The organism is Enterobacter sp. kpr-6 (assembly GCF_900116015.1).
Taxonomy (GTDB): Bacteria; Pseudomonadota; Gammaproteobacteria; order Enterobacterales; family Enterobacteriaceae; genus Enterobacter_D.
The window spans coordinates 69,111-87,037 of the sequence record NZ_FOYH01000005.1; the positions used below are offsets into that span (position 1 = coordinate 69,111).

The window sequence follows — 17,927 nt, forward strand, 5'->3', positions numbered from 1 at the left end:
TGTTATTCAATCGCCATCCGGCCGCGCTTAATCAGGTGATAGCGAACAAACACATTGGCGAGGGCAATAAATGCGATCCCCGAGGCCATGCCCGTGAGATACGCAGGCAGATTTTGCACCAGCGGCCAGCCCCAGATTGCCGGCAGCGGAAGCCACTGCACCGAGCCCAGGCTAATCGCGATGACCGCGCCCAGCACCGCGCCGAGCATATTAATCGAGATGGTGATCAGCGGATTTTTCAGCATAAAAGGGATCGCCCCTTCGCCGATGGCGAGAAAGCCCAGGATCAGCGAGGTGGTGCCCGTGATGCGCTGGTTTTCGTCAAACACCCGCTGGCGCACGATGTAGCGGTCGATAATCGTCGCCAGGCCAATACCAATCGGCGGGATCACAATCGCCAGCACGCGGGCGGTGAGCGGGAAAATATGATCCGCCGCCAGACCAATGGCGATCGCGCCTGCGGATTTGTTCACCGGGCCGCCGAGATCAAAGGCGGTGAGCGAAGCGATGATCATCGCCAGAATCAGGGTGCTGCCGGTGCCGTGAGCGACGATAAAACGCTGGAAGAACTGGTTAATGCCGCCAAACACCGGATCAACGAAATAGAAATTGATAAAGAAAATCGCCAGCACGGTGAGGCCCGGCACGATCAGCATCGGTTTCATCGCCTGCAAATGCTTGTGCAGCCGGATATGCCGGTTCAGGTGATCCGCGATAAGCCCGGCGAGCAGGCCAAGGATCAGCGCGCCGAGAAACCCGGACGGAATACCGCCGCTGCCGCCCCACAGGGTGTAATGCAATCCTCCGGCGAACGCACCGCCGATAAAACCCGGCACGAGTCCGGGGCGGTCGGCGATGCTGTAAGCCATGTACGCCGCAAAGACCGGGTACATAAACTTCATGATCATTGAACCGTAGAGCGTCAGGAAATGCAGGATCACCAGCGTCTCGCTGGCGTGATCGGCATAGCGGTTGCTGCCGATATCCGTCACCCCAAAAATGCTGGCGGCGAGCTGGCCGATGCCAATCATCAGCCCGCCCGCGACAATCACCGGGATCATGTACGAAATGCCGCTCGACACGCCCATATAGAGCGTGGAGAGAAAACGTGGCTGCTGCCCCTGCGCGGGTGCAGTCTGCTCGCGCGTTTCCGCCATGATCCCGTCGGGCTGATGCAGCAGCCGCTCAATCAGGCCATCGGCATTTTTTAACGGTTCAGAAACCGAGGTGGAGACATAGGGTTTGCCGTTAAAACGCGCTTTGCCCTTCGGCGGAACCGAGGTGGCAAAAATCACCCCCTGCGCCCGGGCGATCTGCGCGTCGGTCACCGCGTCCTCAATGCCGCTCGCGCCCTGTTTCTCGCAGAGCATAGTGATACCGCGCGCCGCGCCCGCTTTCTCCAGCGCTTCGGCGGCCATATAGGTGTGGGCGATACCGGCTGAACAGGCGGTGATCACAATAATGCTCTGGCTGCTGGCCGGGAGAACAGGCTTTGCCGGCGTGTTGTTCACGCCGTCGAGCGTGGCAAGAAAAGCCGCGACGGAATCTGCCTTTTTCAGCGCGGCGACGTTGGCCTCATCCATTAGCGCGGTGCTGAGCGTGGAGAGCAGGCGCAAATGGCCTTCGTCATCTTTTTCCGGTACCGCCAGCAGGAACACCAGATCCACCTGATCTTCGCCATCCATGGTGGGCCAGTCAGCGACAGGTTTTGTCAGGCGGGCGACAGCAAAGGCAGGCTGTAAAACGGTGGGGGATTTGCCATGGGGAATGGCGATGCCCTGTTCAAATCCGGTTTCAGAGAGGCTTTCCCGGTGCCACACCGCCTGTAAAAAAGCGGCTTTATCCGTGATTTTCCCCGCGTCAAACAGGCGCTGGCACAGGTTTTCTAAAATGATTTCCCGGCTGCTCCAGGGTTGATCCAGAAAAATCAGCGCGTCCGATGTGACATGACTCAGCAACATACACCCTCCTGTGATGTTGGCGGTACGAAATGTGCAGGCTAGGTTAATCGATTAACTTAAAACGAAAAGGGTGATTAACGCGATTAACCTGTCATAACTAAAATTATTAGCAGCTTTTAGCGCCGGGTTGTGAGGCCCTTCACAGGGTAAAACCGCGCGCGAGGTTATTCGATTAACTTGCTGGTATAAGTACAGAGTTCTCCTCGGGCGGAGACTAAAAATATGAGTGCTTTTCTGTTACCACCGCAGGTGGCATGGGCTGACGGCGTATTATCCGGCGGCCCGCTGATCCGTAAATCAACCCGGATGCAGGCGCTTGCCGGTGTTTTTTCTAATCAATCCGCATGGTCTGAGTGCGATCCCGAACGGGTGGTGTACGACGTTGAACTGTTTGACTCGCCCTCGGCTGAAGGCGAGTTATACGTGGGTGTCACGCATCTGTATGCCGGGCGCGTCGGCGATGAGTTCTTTATGACGCGCGGCCATTTCCATCAGCGACGGGAGCAGGGCGAAGTCTATTTCGGGCTGCATGGCGAAGGGCTTCTGCTGCTGCAAAGCGAGCAGGGCGAAGCGCGGCTGGAGTACGTTTTCCCCGGCTCGGTACACATCATTCCAGGCAACACAGCGCACCGTTTAATTAACACCGGCGCGGTAACCCTTTCCGCACTGGCGGTCTGGCCATGCGCGGCCGGGCATGATTATGCATCGCTGGCAGGCGGTTTTGCCCTGCGTGTGGTTGATGATGACGGCGTGGTGCAGACGAAGGAGGTGCAAAATGGCTGATGCGTCTCTCAGGTTTGGCCTCGACATGGCGGTGCATCACGATCCGCTGGGCTTCAGCTACGGCGACGACGTGATGGGGCCGATGGCGGAGATCCGCACTCTCGATCAGATCCGCGCCTCATTACGCGATCCGAACTGCGAAGGTCCTCATGAGTTGTACGCCATTGCGATGGATGTGGCGCGTCTTGAGGATCGCGACGAGCTGAAAAAGCGGATGCTGCTGTTTGGCGTGGTGACGTATGCCGCCGGGAAACTGGGCGATGAACCGGTGCGCAGCCAGGGGCATGTACACCGCATCAGCCAGCACAGCGGCTGGTCACCGCCGGAGCTGTATGAGATCTGGCAGGGGAAAGCGATCATTTACATGCAGGAGTATGTCGAAGACGATCCGGGGCGCTGCTTTGCGGTGCTCGCAGGGCCTGGTGATAAAGTGCTGGTGCCGCCCGGCTGGGGCCATGCCACGATCTCGGCGTCGGTAGATGAACCGCTGACTTTTGGGGCCTGGTGCGATCGGGAGTACGGCTTCGAATATGATGCGGTGCGCGCCCGCAAAGGGCTGGCGTGGTATCCGCTGGTGCAGGATGAACATATTATCTGGCAGCACAACCCGCATTATGTGCCGGGGCGTTTACAGGTCATCACCGCCCGGCGCTACAGCGAGTTTGGTATTACCGATGCGCCGCTGTACCAGCAGTTTATTGATGACCCGGCGCGGTTCCAGTTTATTTCAAAGCCAGGACTGGCGGGGCAGAAGTGGGTGGGATTTCATCCTTAAGATCGGTTTACCCCTCACCCCGACCCTCTCCCCAAGGGAGAGGGGGAAAAGCAAGTCCGCGCTCGGGCTGTCCCCTCTCCCTCAGGGAGAGGGTTAGGGTGAGGGTGGAATTCTCCCTCTCCCTCAGGGAGAGGGCCGGGGTGAGGGTGGAAAACTGAATCACCCAAACACCCCCACCGCCACACCCACCGCCGCAAGCACCAGCAACAGCAGCATCGCTTTCACCGGCGACACGCCGCGTTTCGCCATCAGATACCAGGTGCCGAGCACCACCACCAGCGGCAGTAACTGGGGGAAAATCCCGTCGAGCATCTGCTGGACGTGAATGTTCACCCCGTCTTTGGTCACAAATTCCAGCCCGGTGCCGAGTTTCACGTAGCTTGCCGCCACGCCGCCCATCACAAAAACGCCGAGCAGCGACAGCGCTTCACGCAGGCGCGTCGATTTACTGCTGACCAGCATTTCCACCGAGCCGGAACCCATCTGGTAGCCTTTCAGAAACAGGAACCAGGAGCCGGGAATAATGATCCCAAGCCAGGCGACGGTATAAAAAATCGGGCCGAGCACGCTGCCGCCCGCTGCCAGCGCCATGCCGATACTCAGCAGGATCGGGATCAGCATCCCTGGGATCATCGAATCGCCGATCCCCGCCAGCGGTCCCATCAGCCCCACTTTCAGGGTGTTGATCGTTTCGCCATCGACCGGTTCACCGTTGGCTTTTTTCTCTTCCAGCCCCAGCGCCATGCCGTTGACGATCGCGCCGATCTGCGGTTCGGTATTATAAAAAGAGGCGTGGCGACGCAGCATCTCAGTGCGCTCGGCGGCGTCCGGGTAGAGCTTGCGGGCGACGGGCAGCATGCTGAGACAAAAGCCAAACGACTCCAGCCGCTCAAAGCTCATCGAGGAGAGATTGTGCATCATCCATGCGCGCCAGCAGCGGCGCAGATCCTTACGGGTCAGTTTACGCGCTTCCATCAGAATTCATCCTCGTCATCAGCGGCCGCGACAGGTCGTACAGCAGGCAGCGCGTCCGGTTTGTAGTTGTAGTGAATGAGCGCCAGCAGCGAGCCGACAATCACCAGCGCCACCATGTTCAGCTTCAGGAAAACGATACAGATGAAGCCCACCAGGAAGTAAATCAGCAGGCTGTAACTCTTAATAATTTGCTTCAGCAGAATGGCGATCCCCACCGCCGGAAGAATGCCCCCGAGCACGTTCATAATGGAGAGAACCATCCTCGGCAGGCTGTCCATCAGGCCGCTGATGTACTGCGCGCCAAAATAGACGGCGATAAAGGTCGGCACAAAGCGCAGCAGGAAGTTGGTGGCCTGCGGGAAAATCGCGCTGTTGAGGTATAAGCCCCGATCGTCGCCGTGTTCAATGGCGATATCGGCGCGATGGTTCCAGTAAGAGTTCAAAACCATCATGGCGTTAAACAGGATCGTCCCGGCGATGCCGATGGTCGCCGCCAGCGCAACGGCGACTTCCGGGCCTTTGCCGGACAAAATGCCCAGCGCAATCGCCGGATAAGCCACAAAGTTCAAATCGGCGGGCATCGAGCCGCCGGGCGTCACCATCGCGATGTACACTGCCTGCACCGCTACGCCTATCATAATGCCGGTTTTGACATCGCCCAGAATCAGGCCGACCAGCATCCCGGAAACCAGCGGTCGGGTAATCAGATACCAGCCTCCCGTCAGGCCGAACAGCCAGGGGCTGCTGAGCGCCCCCAGGTAACAAAGAATGCCGATAAGTGTGGCTTCAAAAATCATGATGATCCCCTCATGTCGATTTTTTGTCGGGCGTCCTGCCAGCTAAAGCTACTGGCATCGGGCACCAGGCGGAAATCGATGTGGTGCCCCTTAACGACCAGCCACTCAAACGCGGCGGCCTCTTCGCTGTTTACCGACTGATTCGGCCCGATGGTGGTGGTGCTCGCGCGGGCGCTCATCGGCCCGACGTTGATTTTGCCGTTGGCGTTTTTCAGGCTGATGCCTGCTTCTTCAAGGCGTTGCAGAATGACGGGCGATTTGGCGATCACGAAATAGCGCTTTTCGCTGGCGATCACTTTCGGCAGTTTTTCAATCGCCGTCGCGGTATCGAACAGCCAGACTTTGGTGTCCGGCACCGCGCCTTTCATCACCGAAGAGAGCAGGGGATCGGCGGCGACGGCATCATCAATGGCGATAATCCCGTCGCAGGGCAGTTCTTTGGCCCAGCGCGTCACGAGCTGCCCGTGGATCACGCGGTCATCTATACGAACAAACGAAAGACTCATAGCGGTTCCTTAAAAATCATCGGATTGGGTTGATGCGACGGGGATCGCCTGCACCAGCGTCGGCTGAGTGAGTTGCAGCAACTGCTTCGCGGCGTCATGAACGTCAGTCAGCGGCATCACGTCATCTGTTTGCAACAGCATCGGAAAGTTAACCCCGGCGATGACCGCGACCGGCGGCGCGGTGTCGGCGGCAAAAGCGTGGGTACAGGCGACATTCCACGGCGTGCCGCTTTGCATATCGCAGAGCACCAGCACGCCATCTGCGCCTGAGCGCGCCTGCTCCAGCACGGCGGCAAAGTTGCGTTTAAAGCCGTCGATGCCTGCATTGTCGTCGAGTGAGACGGCATAAACATGCGGCAGTTCGCCGTAGACCATGCGGGCGCTTGCCAGAAATGCCTCCGCCAGCGGCCCGTGCGTGGCAATCATAAAATGGATCATCCTACCCCCTTACCCAGGCTTTCATGGTGGCAAGCGTCTGACCCACGCCGTCGCCATAAGGTGAAATGCGGTACGCGCCGACGGCGGCCGGAATAATGAAGGTTTCGGCGTAGTTGACCACAAAGGGGGCAAACGCCCCGGTCGGGCTGTCCACCCGCGCCTGTGCCCCTTCAACCAGGTTAAGCACATTGACGCCGCCGTCGGTGTGATGGATGACCGGCGCGCTGAACCAGTGGCGGCGGGTTTCAATAAATTCCCGCTCGTGCAGCCCGGTACGCTCCTCGCGCCAGCCTTCTCCTTCGGCGACAGGCTCAATGCGGTTAACCAGGTTTTCTTCCACCCAGGCGGTGTCGCGGCTCCAGTCAATTACCTGCTCGCCGTGATGCAGATGCACCGGGCGCGGCAGCCCGTCAAGCCCGACGCGGCCCCAGTCCCACAGCTTAAAGGTGAAGATGTACGGCGTGGCGCTGATCTCCAGCACCATGGTGCCCGCGCCTGAGCAGTGCACCGTGCCTGCCGGGATCAGGAAGTGATCGTGTTTACGCGCCGGGAACTGATTCACAAACCGCGCGTCGTCGAAGGCTTTCTCGCCGCGTTCCGCCTGCGCCAGATCGTCGAGCATCGCCTGCGGTTCGGTGCCGGTTCGGGTGCCCAGATAGACCGTCGCGCCCGGCTCCGCCTCCAGAATGTAGTAACTCTCATCCTGGGTGTAGTGCATCCCAAACTGCTGCTGGATGTATTCGGTCAGCGGATGTACCTGGAAACTCAGATTCTGCCCGCCAATGGTATCGAGAAAATCAAAGCGGATCGGGAACTCCGCGCCGAAGCGGGCGTGTACTTTTTCACCCAGTAACGGACGCGGGTAAAGCAGCACCAGATCCTGAGAGGGGATCTCGATCCGCACCTTGCCGAAACGCAGTAACAGGCTGTTTTCCTCGGGCACGCAATCAAAACACCACGCGTAATTCGGCGCGGTGGGATCGAGATCGAACTGGTTTTTCATCCACTGGCCGCCCCACACGCCGGGGTCAAAAAACGGCACCACGCGAAACGGCTGGCGGGTGGTCTGCTCAAGCCCTTCGCGCAGCGCTTCGCCGCTGACCATCGCCGGGGCGTCGGCAAGGGTGGTATCAAGCAGGAAATCCGCGCGCTTAAGCAGCGGGGTTTTATGCCGATCGAAGACGCGCCACTCGATAAAAAAGGCGCGTTTGTAGCGGCGCAGCATATCTTCCGTCTGGTTCTCAACGCCCCAGTTTCCCTGCTCGCCACGCCGCATCCGCTGCTGGATCTCCCATCGCGGGAGATCGGCGTACACCAGCACATCGCCCTGGTGAACCAGTGCCGCGCCGGGGCCGTAAATCACCGTTAAACCGGATGCGCCCGACACCTGTTCACACAGGGCGGTGAGGGCGGTGGGATCAAAAAATTCATCAAGATGGTGGCAGGAGAGCACGCCAAAAACGCGATCGTCCGTCAGATGACGCGCCAGCAGATCGTAGATCGCCTGTTCACTGCGGCGCGCGGTTTCCACGTTTATCGTCAGATCCGCGCCGAGCAGGGGCAGGAGCTTGTCTTCCAGTTCCTGCAACCGCACGCCGGGGTAGCAGTCAATCACCAGCACCGTGTGTGGCAGGCCGTTCAGGCGCTGGCTGACCGCCGCAGCGATGTCCGCCCAGCCCGCCCATGCGCTGTCGTCGTATCCCTCAACTCTGACTTCCGGTTGTTTATCGTAATTTGGCATCGTCGTTCTCTCCTTTGGTAAAAATAAGATTAATCGATTAACCTTGATTTAAAAGATCGGTTAACGCGATTAACCCGCCATAATCAGCAAAAATTGGCGTTTTTGAGCGGGCGCTGTGAAGAGAGTCACACGAAAAAGAGACGGTTAAGGTTATTCGATTAATCAGAAGTCAATCGGGAGGGATGATGACCACAATAACTCTGGCGCAGGTCGCGCTGCGGGCGGGCGTATCGACCGCGACCGTATCCATGGTGCTGCGCAATCGCGGGCGCATATCGCAGGCCACGCGCGAACGGGTGCTACAGGCGCTGGATGAATCCGGCTATGTCTATAACCAGACGGCGGCTAATCTGCGTAACCGCAGTAGTAATCAGGTCGGCCTGTTGCTGCACGACATTACTAACCCTTTTTATAGCGAGATGACGGCGGGGCTCAGTCACGAAATGGAGCGTCACGACCTGCTGCTGTTTCTGGCGAACAGCGAAGAGTCCGGCGAGCGGCAGCAAAAATTTGTCGATTCGCTGATGCGCAACAGCGCCTGCGGCATGGTGCTCTGTGCCGCCCGCGAAACGCCACAGACCTTTTTCGACGCCCTGAAGCGGCGCAATATTCCGGCCATTATGGTGGTGCGGCCGTTAAGCGATCCCGATTTTGATTTCGTCGGCACCGATAACTTTCTTGGCACGCAAATGGCGACGGCGCACCTGCTGAAAATGGGCCACCGTAACATCGCCTTTATCGGCGGCAGTCTGAGTTCCGGTTCGCGTTCGCAGCGTATCGGCGGTTTTACCAGCAAGCTGCTGGAAAGCGGCGTTTCACCGCAGGCGGAGTGGATGGTGACGTCGCAGGCGACGCAAAGCGATGGCGCGCGGGTCGCCGAAGCGCTGCTGCGCCGCTACCCGGAAATCACCGCCGCGGTGTGTTACCAGGATATTGTGGCGCTCGGCGTGATGCAGGCGCTGCGCAAAATGGGGCGCGAGCCGGGGCGGGATTTTGCGCTGGTCGGCTTCGATGACATCAGCGAAGCGGCGCTGGTGCAGCCCGCGCTGACCACCGTGTCGGTCGCAGCGAAAGAGATAGGCCGTAAAGCGGGCGAACTGTTGTTCAGTCGTATTCAGGGCAATGATGAGCCACCAAAACGCATCATTTTGCCGCCCGCGCTGGTGGTGCGGGGATCGTGCGGTTTTCGCTAGGCATCATGTCTTTTACTGATATTTTCCGGCGTATATCATTAAATTCTAATTATCGGTGTTTTCGGCTGGCAGCGGCTTTCCCGGCTGGTTAATCTGGAAACGATTTTTGAGCATTTCATTAACAAAAGAGTACAACTATGCATGATGCACACATCCGCGTTGCCATCGCGGGAGCCGGTGGTCGTATGGGCCGCCAGTTGATTCAGGCTGCAATGGGAATGGATGGCGTCGAACTGGGCGCAGCCCTTGAGCGGGAAGGGTCATCACTGCTGGGCAGCGATGCGGGCGAGCTGGCGGGCGTTGGCAAAACGGGCGTGACGGTTCAAAGCAGTCTGGAGGCGGTAAAAGAAGATTTTGATGTCTTTATCGACTTTACCCGCCCGGAAGGGACGCTGGCGCACCTCGCGTTCTGCCGCGAGCACGGCAAAGGCATGGTCATTGGCACCACCGGTTTTGACGATGCGGGCAAAGCGGCCATCAGCGAGGCGGCAAAAGAGATCGGCATTGTCTTCGCGGCCAATTTCAGCGTCGGCGTCAACGTTATGCTGAAGCTGCTGGAGAAAGCGGCGAAGGTGATGGGCGACTACACCGACATCGAAATCATTGAAGCGCATCACCGGCATAAAGTGGATGCGCCATCAGGTACGGCGCTGGCGATGGGCGAAGCCATTGCACAGGCGATGGACAAAGATTTAAAAGCGTGCGCCGTGTACAGCCGCGAAGGCTATACCGGTGAGCGCGTGCCGGGCAGCATCGGTTTTGCCACCGTGCGCGCAGGCGACATTGTTGGTGAACATACCGCGATGTTTGCGGATATCGGCGAGCGTATTGAGATCACCCATAAGGCGTCGAGCCGCATGACCTTTGCCAATGGTGCGGTCCGTTCGGCGTTGTGGCTGAAATCGAAAGATAATGGCCTTTTTGATATGCGGGATGTGCTTGATCTCAACAACTTATAGCGTTTATTACCCATCGTGATGTGGTTATTGTAATCGTAAGTATTTGATTGCATAGGGCAATAATTTATTGCCCTTTATTTTATCTCTCTCATGCTGTTTTCGTCGCAAATCATTCAAAAAACAACCTCTTCTGGGCTTTTTTTGTTTCAAAAATGTAAATTTTGACCATCTGGTCTGGTTTTTGGCATTTTTTAACCGACACTGACGTTCTTTATGGCGCGCAAGCGTTTTCGTACCCATTCTGGCTGATCTTTTTATGTCATTTGCAGGTTAATTACAGCCAGTGCCGCAAAATAACGATTAAAAATGCGCTTTATGGTAGACTTTTGCTCACCGCGTCTCTAGAATGCCGCCGTTTGCCGAAAATTCGCGGGTAAGCAAATTTGCATTGATTCACGCCGTCATTATGAATTAATATGCAAATAAAGTGAGTGAATATTCTCTGGAGGGTGTTTTGATTAAGTCAGCGCTATTGGTTCTGGAAGACGGAACCCAGTTTCACGGTCGGGCCATAGGGGCAACAGGTTCGGCGGTTGGGGAAGTCGTTTTCAATACTTCAATGACCGGTTATCAAGAAATCCTCACTGATCCTTCCTACTCCCGCCAAATCGTCACTCTTACTTATCCCCATATTGGTAATGTCGGCACTAACGTTGCTGATGAAGAATCTTCTCAGGTTCATGCGCAGGGTCTGGTCATTCGCGACCTGCCGCTGATTGCCAGCAACTACCGTAACGTTGAAGATCTCTCTTCTTACCTCAAACGCCATAACATCGTGGCGATTGCCGATATCGATACCCGTAAGCTGACGCGTCTGCTGCGTGAAAAAGGTGCGCAAAACGGCTGCATTATCGCGGGCGATAGCCCGGATGCGCAGCTTGCCCTTGAAAAAGCGAAAGCGTTCCCTGGCCTTAACGGGATGGATCTCGCCAAAGAAGTGACCACCAGCGAAACCTATAGCTGGACGCAGGGGAGCTGGCGGCTTGAAGGCGACCTGCCGGAAGCGAAGAAAGAAGAAGACCTGCCGTTCCACGTGGTCGCTTACGACTACGGTGCCAAGCGCAACATCCTGCATATGCTGGTGGATCGCGGCTGCCGCCTGACCGTGGTGCCAGCGAAAACTCCGGCGGAAGATGTCCTCAAGATGAACCCGGACGGGATTTTCCTCTCCAACGGTCCCGGCGACCCGGCACCGTGCGACTACGCCATCGACGCGATTCAAAAATTCCTTGAAACCGACATTCCGGTATTCGGCATCTGCCTCGGCCATCAGTTGCTGGCACTGGCAAGCGGCGCGAAAACCGTCAAGATGAAGTTCGGTCACCACGGTGGCAACCACCCGGTGAAAGATATTGATAACAACACGGTGATGATTACCGCGCAGAACCACGGCTTTGCGGTGGATGAAGCGAGTATGCCCGCTAACCTGCGCGTGACGCACACCTCGCTATTCGACAACACCCTGCAGGGCATCCATCGCACCGATAAACCGGCGTTCAGCTTCCAGGGTCACCCTGAAGCCAGCCCCGGCCCGCACGATGCCGCGCCGCTGTTCGACCACTTTATCGAGCTTATTGAGCAATACCGTCAGTCCGCGAAATAATCAGGAGTTAAGAGAGCCATGCCAAAACGTACAGACATAAAAAGTATCCTGATTCTGGGCGCGGGCCCGATTGTTATCGGTCAGGCGTGTGAGTTTGACTACTCCGGCGCACAGGCGTGTAAAGCGCTGCGCGAAGAGGGTTATCGCGTCATTCTGGTGAACTCCAACCCGGCCACCATCATGACCGACCCGGAAATGGCCGATGCCACCTATATCGAGCCGATCCACTGGGAAGTGGTACGCAAAATCATCGAAAAAGAGCGCCCGGACGCGGTGCTGCCGACCATGGGCGGCCAGACGGCGCTGAACTGTGCGCTGGAGTTAGAGCGCCAGGGCGTGCTGGAAGAATTTGGCGTGACCATGATTGGCGCGACCGCTGATGCGATTGATAAAGCCGAAGATCGCCGTCGTTTCGATATCGCCATGAAGAAAATTGGCCTCGATACTGCCCGTTCCGGCATCGCGCATAATATGGAAGAAGCGCTGGCGGTGGCCGCTGACGTGGGCTATCCGTGCATCATCCGTCCTTCCTTTACGATGGGCGGCACAGGCGGCGGCATCGCTTATAACCGCGAAGAGTTCGAAGAGATTTGCTCGCGTGGCCTCGACCTTTCCCCAACCAAAGAGCTGCTGATTGATGAGTCGCTGATTGGCTGGAAAGAGTACGAAATGGAAGTGGTGCGCGACAAGAACGACAACTGCATCATCGTCTGTTCTATCGAAAACTTCGACGCGATGGGTATCCACACCGGTGACTCAATTACCGTTGCGCCAGCCCAGACGCTGACCGACAAAGAGTACCAAATCATGCGTAACGCCTCGATGGCGGTACTGCGTGAAATCGGCGTCGAAACCGGCGGTTCAAACGTGCAGTTCTCCGTGAACCCGAAAAACGGTCGCCTGATTGTTATCGAAATGAACCCGCGTGTTTCCCGCTCCTCCGCGCTGGCGTCGAAAGCCACCGGCTTCCCGATTGCTAAAGTGGCAGCGAAACTGGCGGTGGGTTACACGCTGGACGAACTGATGAACGACATCACCGGCGGACGTACCCCGGCGTCGTTTGAACCGTCCATCGACTACGTTGTGACCAAAATCCCGCGCTTTAACTTTGAGAAATTTGCGGGCGCAAACGACCGTCTGACCACGCAGATGAAATCCGTCGGCGAAGTGATGGCGATTGGTCGCACGCAGCAGGAATCCCTGCAAAAAGCGCTGCGCGGCCTGGAAGTGGGCGCGACCGGTTTTGACCCGAAAGTGAGCCTGGATGATCCGGAAGCGCTGACCAAAATCCGCCGTGAACTGAAAGATGCCGGTGCCGAGCGTATCTGGTACATCGCTGATGCCTTCCGTGCGGGCCTGTCGGTAGACGGCGTGTTCAACCTGACCAACATCGACCGCTGGTTCCTGGTGCAGATTGAAGAACTGGTGCGCCTGGAAGAGAAAGTCGCCGAAGTGGGCATCAACGGCCTCGACGCGGATTTCCTGCGCGCGCTTAAGCGTAAAGGCTTTGCCGATGCGCGTCTGGCGAAACTGGCGGGCGTGCGTGAAGCGGAAGTGCGCAAACTGCGTGAGCAGTACAACCTGCATCCGGTTTACAAGCGCGTGGATACCTGTGCGGCGGAATTCTCCACCGACACCGCTTACATGTACTCCACCTATGAAGAAGAGTGCGAATCCAATCCGCATCCGGATCGCGACAAAATCATGGTACTGGGCGGCGGGCCGAACCGTATCGGTCAGGGCATTGAGTTTGACTACTGCTGCGTACACGCGTCGCTGGCGCTGCGCGAAGACGGGTACGAAACCATCATGGTTAACTGTAACCCGGAAACCGTCTCTACCGATTACGACACCTCCGACCGCCTCTACTTCGAGCCGGTCACCTTCGAAGACGTGCTGGAAATTGTGCGTATCGAGAAGCCAAAAGGCGTGATCGTGCAGTACGGTGGGCAGACGCCGCTGAAACTGGCGCGCGCGCTGGAAGCCGCTGGTGTGCCGGTTATCGGGACCAGCCCGGACGCCATTGACCGCGCCGAAGACCGCGAGCGCTTCCAGCAGGCGGTCGATCGCCTGAAGCTGAAGCAGCCAGCGAACGCCACGGTGACGGCGATTGATTCCGCTATCGAACGCGCCAAAGAGATCGGCTACCCGCTGGTGGTGCGCCCGTCCTACGTGCTGGGCGGCCGCGCAATGGAAATCGTCTACGACGAAGCCGACTTACGCCGCTACTTTATGACCGCTGTTAGCGTGTCCAACGACGCGCCGGTACTGCTGGATCGCTTCCTGGATGACGCGGTAGAAGTGGACGTGGATGCCATCTGCGACGGTGAAACCGTACTGATTGGCGGCATTATGGAACACATCGAACAGGCAGGCGTGCACTCCGGCGACTCTGCGTGTTCTCTGCCTGCGTACACCCTGAGCCAGGAAATTCAGGACGTGATGCGCCAGCAGGTGCAGAAGCTGGCCTTTGAGTTGCAGGTGCGCGGTCTGATGAACGTGCAGTTCGCGGTCAAGGACAACGAAGTCTACTTAATCGAAGTTAACCCGCGTGCCGCGCGTACCGTGCCGTTTGTCTCCAAAGCCACCGGCATTGCGCTGGCGAAAGTCGCCGCGCGCGTGATGGTCGGGCAGACGCTGGCCCAGCAGGGCGTGACCAAAGAGATCATCCCGCCGTATTACTCGGTGAAAGAAGTGGTGCTGCCGTTCAACAAATTCCCGGGCGTTGACCCGCTGTTAGGGCCAGAAATGCGCTCCACCGGGGAAGTGATGGGCGTGGGCCGCACCTTCGCGGAAGCCTTTGCCAAAGCGCAACTCGGCAGTAACTCCACCATGAAGAAACGCGGTCGTGCGCTGCTCTCCGTGCGTGAAGGCGATAAAGAGCGGGTGGTGGATCTGGCGGCGAAGCTGTTAAAACAGGGCTTCGAGCTGGATGCGACCCACGGCACGGCGATTGTGCTCGGTGAAGCCGGGATTAACCCGCGTCTGGTGAACAAGGTGCATGAAGGGCGTCCGCACATTCAGGACCGTATTAAGAATGGCGAGTACACCTACATCATCAACACCACCGCAGGCCGCCAGGCGATTGAGGATTCCAAACTCATCCGCCGCAGCGCGCTGCAATACAAAGTGCATTACGACACCACGCTGAACGGCGGTTTCGCCACCGCGATGGCGCTCAATGCCGATGCCACCGAGAAAGTGATTTCGGTGCAGGAGATGCACGCGCAAATCAGTAAATAAGCGCTCACTCTGTTGCCGGGCAGCGCAATCTGCCCGGCCTGTTGAGCGTGTCCCCCTTCAGAGTGTTCTGCTTTTGCCCCATATCTCAGTCAGTTAATCTAAAGTTGTACAAGAGATAATTAACAAAATGCGGGGAGAACACCATGCAACATAAACTTCTGCTGGCCTCACTGTTGGCCGCCACGACCCTGCTGTCAGTCGCGGGCTGTAGCTCTAATCAGGCAGTTAAAACCACCGACGGAAAGACCATCGTTACCGACGGTAAGCCGGAGGTCGATGATGACACCGGGCTGGTGTCATATGAAAACGCCGAAACCGGAAAAACCGAGCAGATTAACCGCGATCAGGTTAAAGGCATGAATGAGCTGGATAACTGATCTCACGATGTGAAAAAACGCCCTGGCCTGTGCCGGGGCTTTTTTTTGAGCAATTGTTACGGCGATGTATTTTTCTCTGTAAGCCGGGCGCGTATCTGTCTACACTCACTTTCGGTACAACAGTGCTGCACAGACAGGTAAACCAATGATTCTTATTATTTATGCGCATCCGTATCCGCGTCATTCGCACGCGAATAAACGGATGATTGAACAGGCAGGGACGCTTGATGGTGTGGAAATTCGTTCGCTTTATCAGCTCTATCCCGACTTTGATATTGATATTACTGCTGAACAGGCGGCGCTGACGCGGGCCGATCTGATTGTCTGGCAGCATCCGATGCAGTGGTACAGCGTGCCGCCGCTGCTCAAACTGTGGATGGACAAAGTGCTCTCCCACGGCTGGGCCTACGGCGAGGGCGCAAAGGCGCTGCACGGTAAACACCTGCTGTGGGCGGTGACGACTGGCGGCGGTGAGCACCATTTTGATATTGGCTCATACCCTGGTTTCGGCGCGCTTGCGCAGCCCCTTCAGGCCACCGCCCTGTACTGCGGAATGCAGTGGCTGCCGCCTTTCACCATGCATAACACCTTCGTCGGCGATGATGAATCGCTCCATGCGCAGGCCCGTCATTATAAACAGCGCCTGATGGACTGGCAGGAGGCACACCATGGATAGCCATACGCTGATACAGGCGCTGATTTATCTCGGATCGGCAGCGCTGATCGTACCCATTGCCGTGCGCCTCGGCTTAGGCTCGGTGCTCGGCTATCTCATCGCCGGGGGAATTATCGGCCCGTGGGGATTACGGCTGGTCACCGACGCGGAATCTATTTTGCATTTTGCCGAAATCGGCGTGGTGCTGATGCTGTTTGTCATTGGCCTGGAGCTGGATCCGCAGCGGTTGTGGAAACTACGTGCCTCTGTGTTTGGCGGCGGGGCGCTGCAAATGGTGCTTTGCGGTCTGCTGCTCGGCGCGTTTTGTATGGCCCTCGGATTACGCTGGCAGGTGGCAGTACTCATCGGCCTGACGCTGGGGCTCTCCTCCACGGCTATCGCGATGCAGGCGATGAATGAGCGCAACCTGATGGTATCGCAGATGGGACGCAGTGCATTTGCGGTGCTGCTGTTCCAGGATATTGCGGCGATCCCGCTGGTAGCGATGATCCCGCTGATGGCCGCCAGCGGCGAGGCGATTACCCTCGTCTCCTTTACGCTCTCGGCCATTAAAGTGGTGGTGGCGCTGGCGCTGGTGGTGCTGATTGGTCGCTACGTAGCGCGCCCGGCGCTGAGGTTTGTCGCCCGCTCAGGCCTGCGCGAAGTGTTCAGCGCCGTGGCACTTTTTCTGGTATTCGGTTTCGGCCTGCTGCTGGAAGAGGCCGGACTGTCGATGGCGATGGGCGCATTCCTGGCCGGGGTGCTGCTCGCCAGCTCTGAGTATCGTCATGCGCTGGAAAGCGATATCGAACCTTTCAAAGGGCTGCTGCTGGGGCTGTTTTTCATCGGCGTCGGCATGTCGATCGATTTCGGCACCCTGATCAGTCACCCGCTGCGGATTGCGATTTTGCTGGTGGGTTTCCTCGTCATCAAAATGCTGACGCTGTGGCTGATTGCCCGTCCGTTAAACGTCCCGGCCCGCCAGCGGCGCTGGTTTGCGGTGCTGCTGGGGCAAGGGAGTGAGTTTGCGTTCGTGGTGTTTGGCGCAGCGCAGATGGCAAACGTGCTCGATCCCGAATGGGCCAAAGCGCTGACCCTGGCGGTGGCGCTGTCGATGGCGGTCACGCCGCTGTTACTGGTGCTGCTGACCAGACTGGAAAGCAGTTCGGAGGATAACTCGCGCGAAGCAGACGAGATCGATGAAGAACAGCCCAGGGTGATCGTCGCCGGTTTTGGTCGCTTCGGGCAGATCGCCGGACGTTTGTTGCTCTCCAGCGGGGTGAAAATGGTCGTTCTCGATCACGATCCTGACCACATCGAGACGCTGCGTAAATTCGGCATGAAAGTGTTTTACGGCGATGCCACTCGCGTGGATCTGCTGGAGTCGGCGGGGGCGGCGAAAGCGGAGGTGTTTATTAACGCCATCGACGATCCGAAGGCCAACCTGCAACTGACTGAGCTGGTAAAAGAGCACTTCCCGCATTTGCAGATCGTCGCCCGCGCCCGTGATGTCGACCACTATATCCGTTTGCGGCAGGCCGGTGTCGAACGCCCTGAACGTGAAACGTTTGAGGGGGCGTTAATGCTCGGCAGGCTGGCGCTGGAAGAGCTGGGGCTGGGGCAGTATGAAGCGAAAGAGCGTGCCGATCTGTTCCGCCGCTATAATACTCAGATGGTGGATGAGATGGCGGCGGGGGAAAACGATACCCAGTCGCGCGCCGACGTCTACAAGCGCACCAGCGCGATGCTGACTGAAATCATTACCGAAGACCGGGCGCATCTTTCGCTTATCCAGCGCCACGGCTGGCAGGGTACGGAAGAAGGAAAACACACGGGCGACAGCGCCGATGAACCGCCTGTAAAGCCGCTGTCATAAGCCTTTACAGGTAAGCGACTGATTTCCTGTGAACTGTCATGCTGG

At 57.7% G+C, this 17,927-nt stretch carries 15 protein-coding genes; 9 read left to right on the forward strand and 6 right to left on the reverse strand.

Going from position 1 to position 17,927, the window contains the following annotated elements; translation table 11 throughout:
• Positions 1-2: 2 nt before the first annotated feature.
• Positions 3-1,961 (reverse strand): fructose-specific PTS transporter subunit EIIC, encoded by a 1,959-nt coding sequence (locus BM373_RS13735; protein ID WP_090462310.1) that lies wholly within the window; start codon positions 1,959-1,961, stop codon positions 3-5.
• Positions 1,962-2,183: 222 nt separating this feature from the next.
• On the opposite strand from BM373_RS13735, the gene BM373_RS13740 reads away from it, so the two are divergent.
• Both BM373_RS13740 and BM373_RS13745 read left to right on the forward strand, forming a co-directional pair.
• Positions 2,184-2,744, forward strand: coding sequence for a glucose-6-phosphate isomerase family protein (locus BM373_RS13740; protein WP_090462312.1), 561 nt, complete (start codon positions 2,184-2,186; stop codon positions 2,742-2,744).
• Positions 2,737-3,519: a glucose-6-phosphate isomerase family protein gene (locus BM373_RS13745; protein ID WP_090462314.1), complete on the forward strand. Its 783-nt coding sequence runs from the start codon at positions 2,737-2,739 to the stop codon at positions 3,517-3,519. The genes BM373_RS13740 and BM373_RS13745 overlap by 8 nt, the downstream gene beginning before the upstream one ends.
• A gap of 159 nt (positions 3,520-3,678) precedes the next feature.
• On the opposite strand, the gene BM373_RS13750 is transcribed toward BM373_RS13745, so the two are convergent.
• Genes BM373_RS13750 through BM373_RS13770 form a run of 5 tightly spaced genes read right to left on the reverse strand, consistent with a single transcriptional unit; the run spans position 3,679 to position 7,976 of the window.
• Positions 3,679-4,494, reverse strand: coding sequence for a PTS system mannose/fructose/sorbose family transporter subunit IID (locus BM373_RS13750; protein ID WP_090462316.1), 816 nt, complete (start codon positions 4,492-4,494; stop codon positions 3,679-3,681).
• Positions 4,494-5,291: a PTS mannose/fructose/sorbose/N-acetylgalactosamine transporter subunit IIC gene (locus BM373_RS13755; protein WP_090462318.1), complete on the reverse strand. Its 798-nt coding sequence runs from the start codon at positions 5,289-5,291 to the stop codon at positions 4,494-4,496. The genes BM373_RS13750 and BM373_RS13755 overlap by 1 nt, the downstream gene beginning before the upstream one ends.
• Positions 5,288-5,797 carry a PTS sugar transporter subunit IIB gene (locus BM373_RS13760; protein ID WP_090462319.1) on the reverse strand — a complete coding sequence of 170 codons (510 nt, stop codon included), beginning with the start codon at positions 5,795-5,797 and terminating at the stop codon, positions 5,288-5,290. The genes BM373_RS13755 and BM373_RS13760 overlap by 4 nt, the downstream gene beginning before the upstream one ends.
• Before the next feature lie 9 nt (positions 5,798-5,806).
• The gene (locus BM373_RS13765) at positions 5,807-6,235 is read right to left on the reverse strand and encodes a PTS sugar transporter subunit IIA (RefSeq protein WP_090462321.1); all 429 of its coding nucleotides are present in this window, start codon (positions 6,233-6,235) and stop codon (positions 5,807-5,809) included.
• Between the two features lies 1 nt (position 6,236).
• Positions 6,237-7,976: a class I mannose-6-phosphate isomerase gene (locus tag BM373_RS13770; RefSeq protein ID WP_090462323.1), complete on the reverse strand. Its 1,740-nt coding sequence runs from the start codon at positions 7,974-7,976 to the stop codon at positions 6,237-6,239.
• A gap of 185 nt (positions 7,977-8,161) precedes the next feature.
• Between BM373_RS13770 and BM373_RS13775 the strand changes: the two genes are divergently transcribed.
• The 7 genes from BM373_RS13775 to kefC all read left to right on the forward strand — a co-directional run bounded on the left by BM373_RS13775 (position 8,162) and on the right by kefC (position 17,882).
• Positions 8,162-9,169, forward strand: coding sequence for a LacI family DNA-binding transcriptional regulator (locus BM373_RS13775; protein WP_090462325.1), 1,008 nt, complete (start codon positions 8,162-8,164; stop codon positions 9,167-9,169).
• Between the two features lie 137 nt (positions 9,170-9,306).
• Positions 9,307-10,128 carry a 4-hydroxy-tetrahydrodipicolinate reductase gene (gene dapB / locus BM373_RS13780; RefSeq protein WP_090462327.1) on the forward strand — a complete coding sequence of 274 codons (822 nt, stop codon included), beginning with the start codon at positions 9,307-9,309 and terminating at the stop codon, positions 10,126-10,128.
• Between the two features lie 454 nt (positions 10,129-10,582).
• Positions 10,583-11,731: a glutamine-hydrolyzing carbamoyl-phosphate synthase small subunit gene (gene carA, locus BM373_RS13785; RefSeq protein WP_090462329.1), complete on the forward strand. Its 1,149-nt coding sequence runs from the start codon at positions 10,583-10,585 to the stop codon at positions 11,729-11,731.
• An 18-nt stretch (positions 11,732-11,749) separates the two neighbouring features.
• Positions 11,750-14,974, forward strand: a complete 3,225-nt coding sequence (gene carB, locus BM373_RS13790) for a carbamoyl-phosphate synthase large subunit (RefSeq protein WP_090462331.1) — start codon at positions 11,750-11,752, stop codon at positions 14,972-14,974.
• Between the two features lie 143 nt (positions 14,975-15,117).
• Positions 15,118-15,351, forward strand: coding sequence for a YgdI/YgdR family lipoprotein (locus BM373_RS13795; RefSeq protein ID WP_090462334.1), 234 nt, complete (start codon positions 15,118-15,120; stop codon positions 15,349-15,351).
• Between the two features lie 145 nt (positions 15,352-15,496).
• Entirely contained in the window at positions 15,497-16,027 is a 531-nt protein-coding gene (gene kefF / locus BM373_RS13800) for a glutathione-regulated potassium-efflux system oxidoreductase KefF (RefSeq protein WP_090462336.1), read from the forward strand.
• Positions 16,020-17,882 (forward strand): glutathione-regulated potassium-efflux system protein KefC, encoded by a 1,863-nt coding sequence (kefC, locus tag BM373_RS13805; RefSeq protein WP_090462337.1) that lies wholly within the window; start codon positions 16,020-16,022, stop codon positions 17,880-17,882. Before kefF ends, kefC begins: the two co-directional genes overlap by 8 nt.
• Positions 17,883-17,927: the final 45 nt, after the last annotated feature.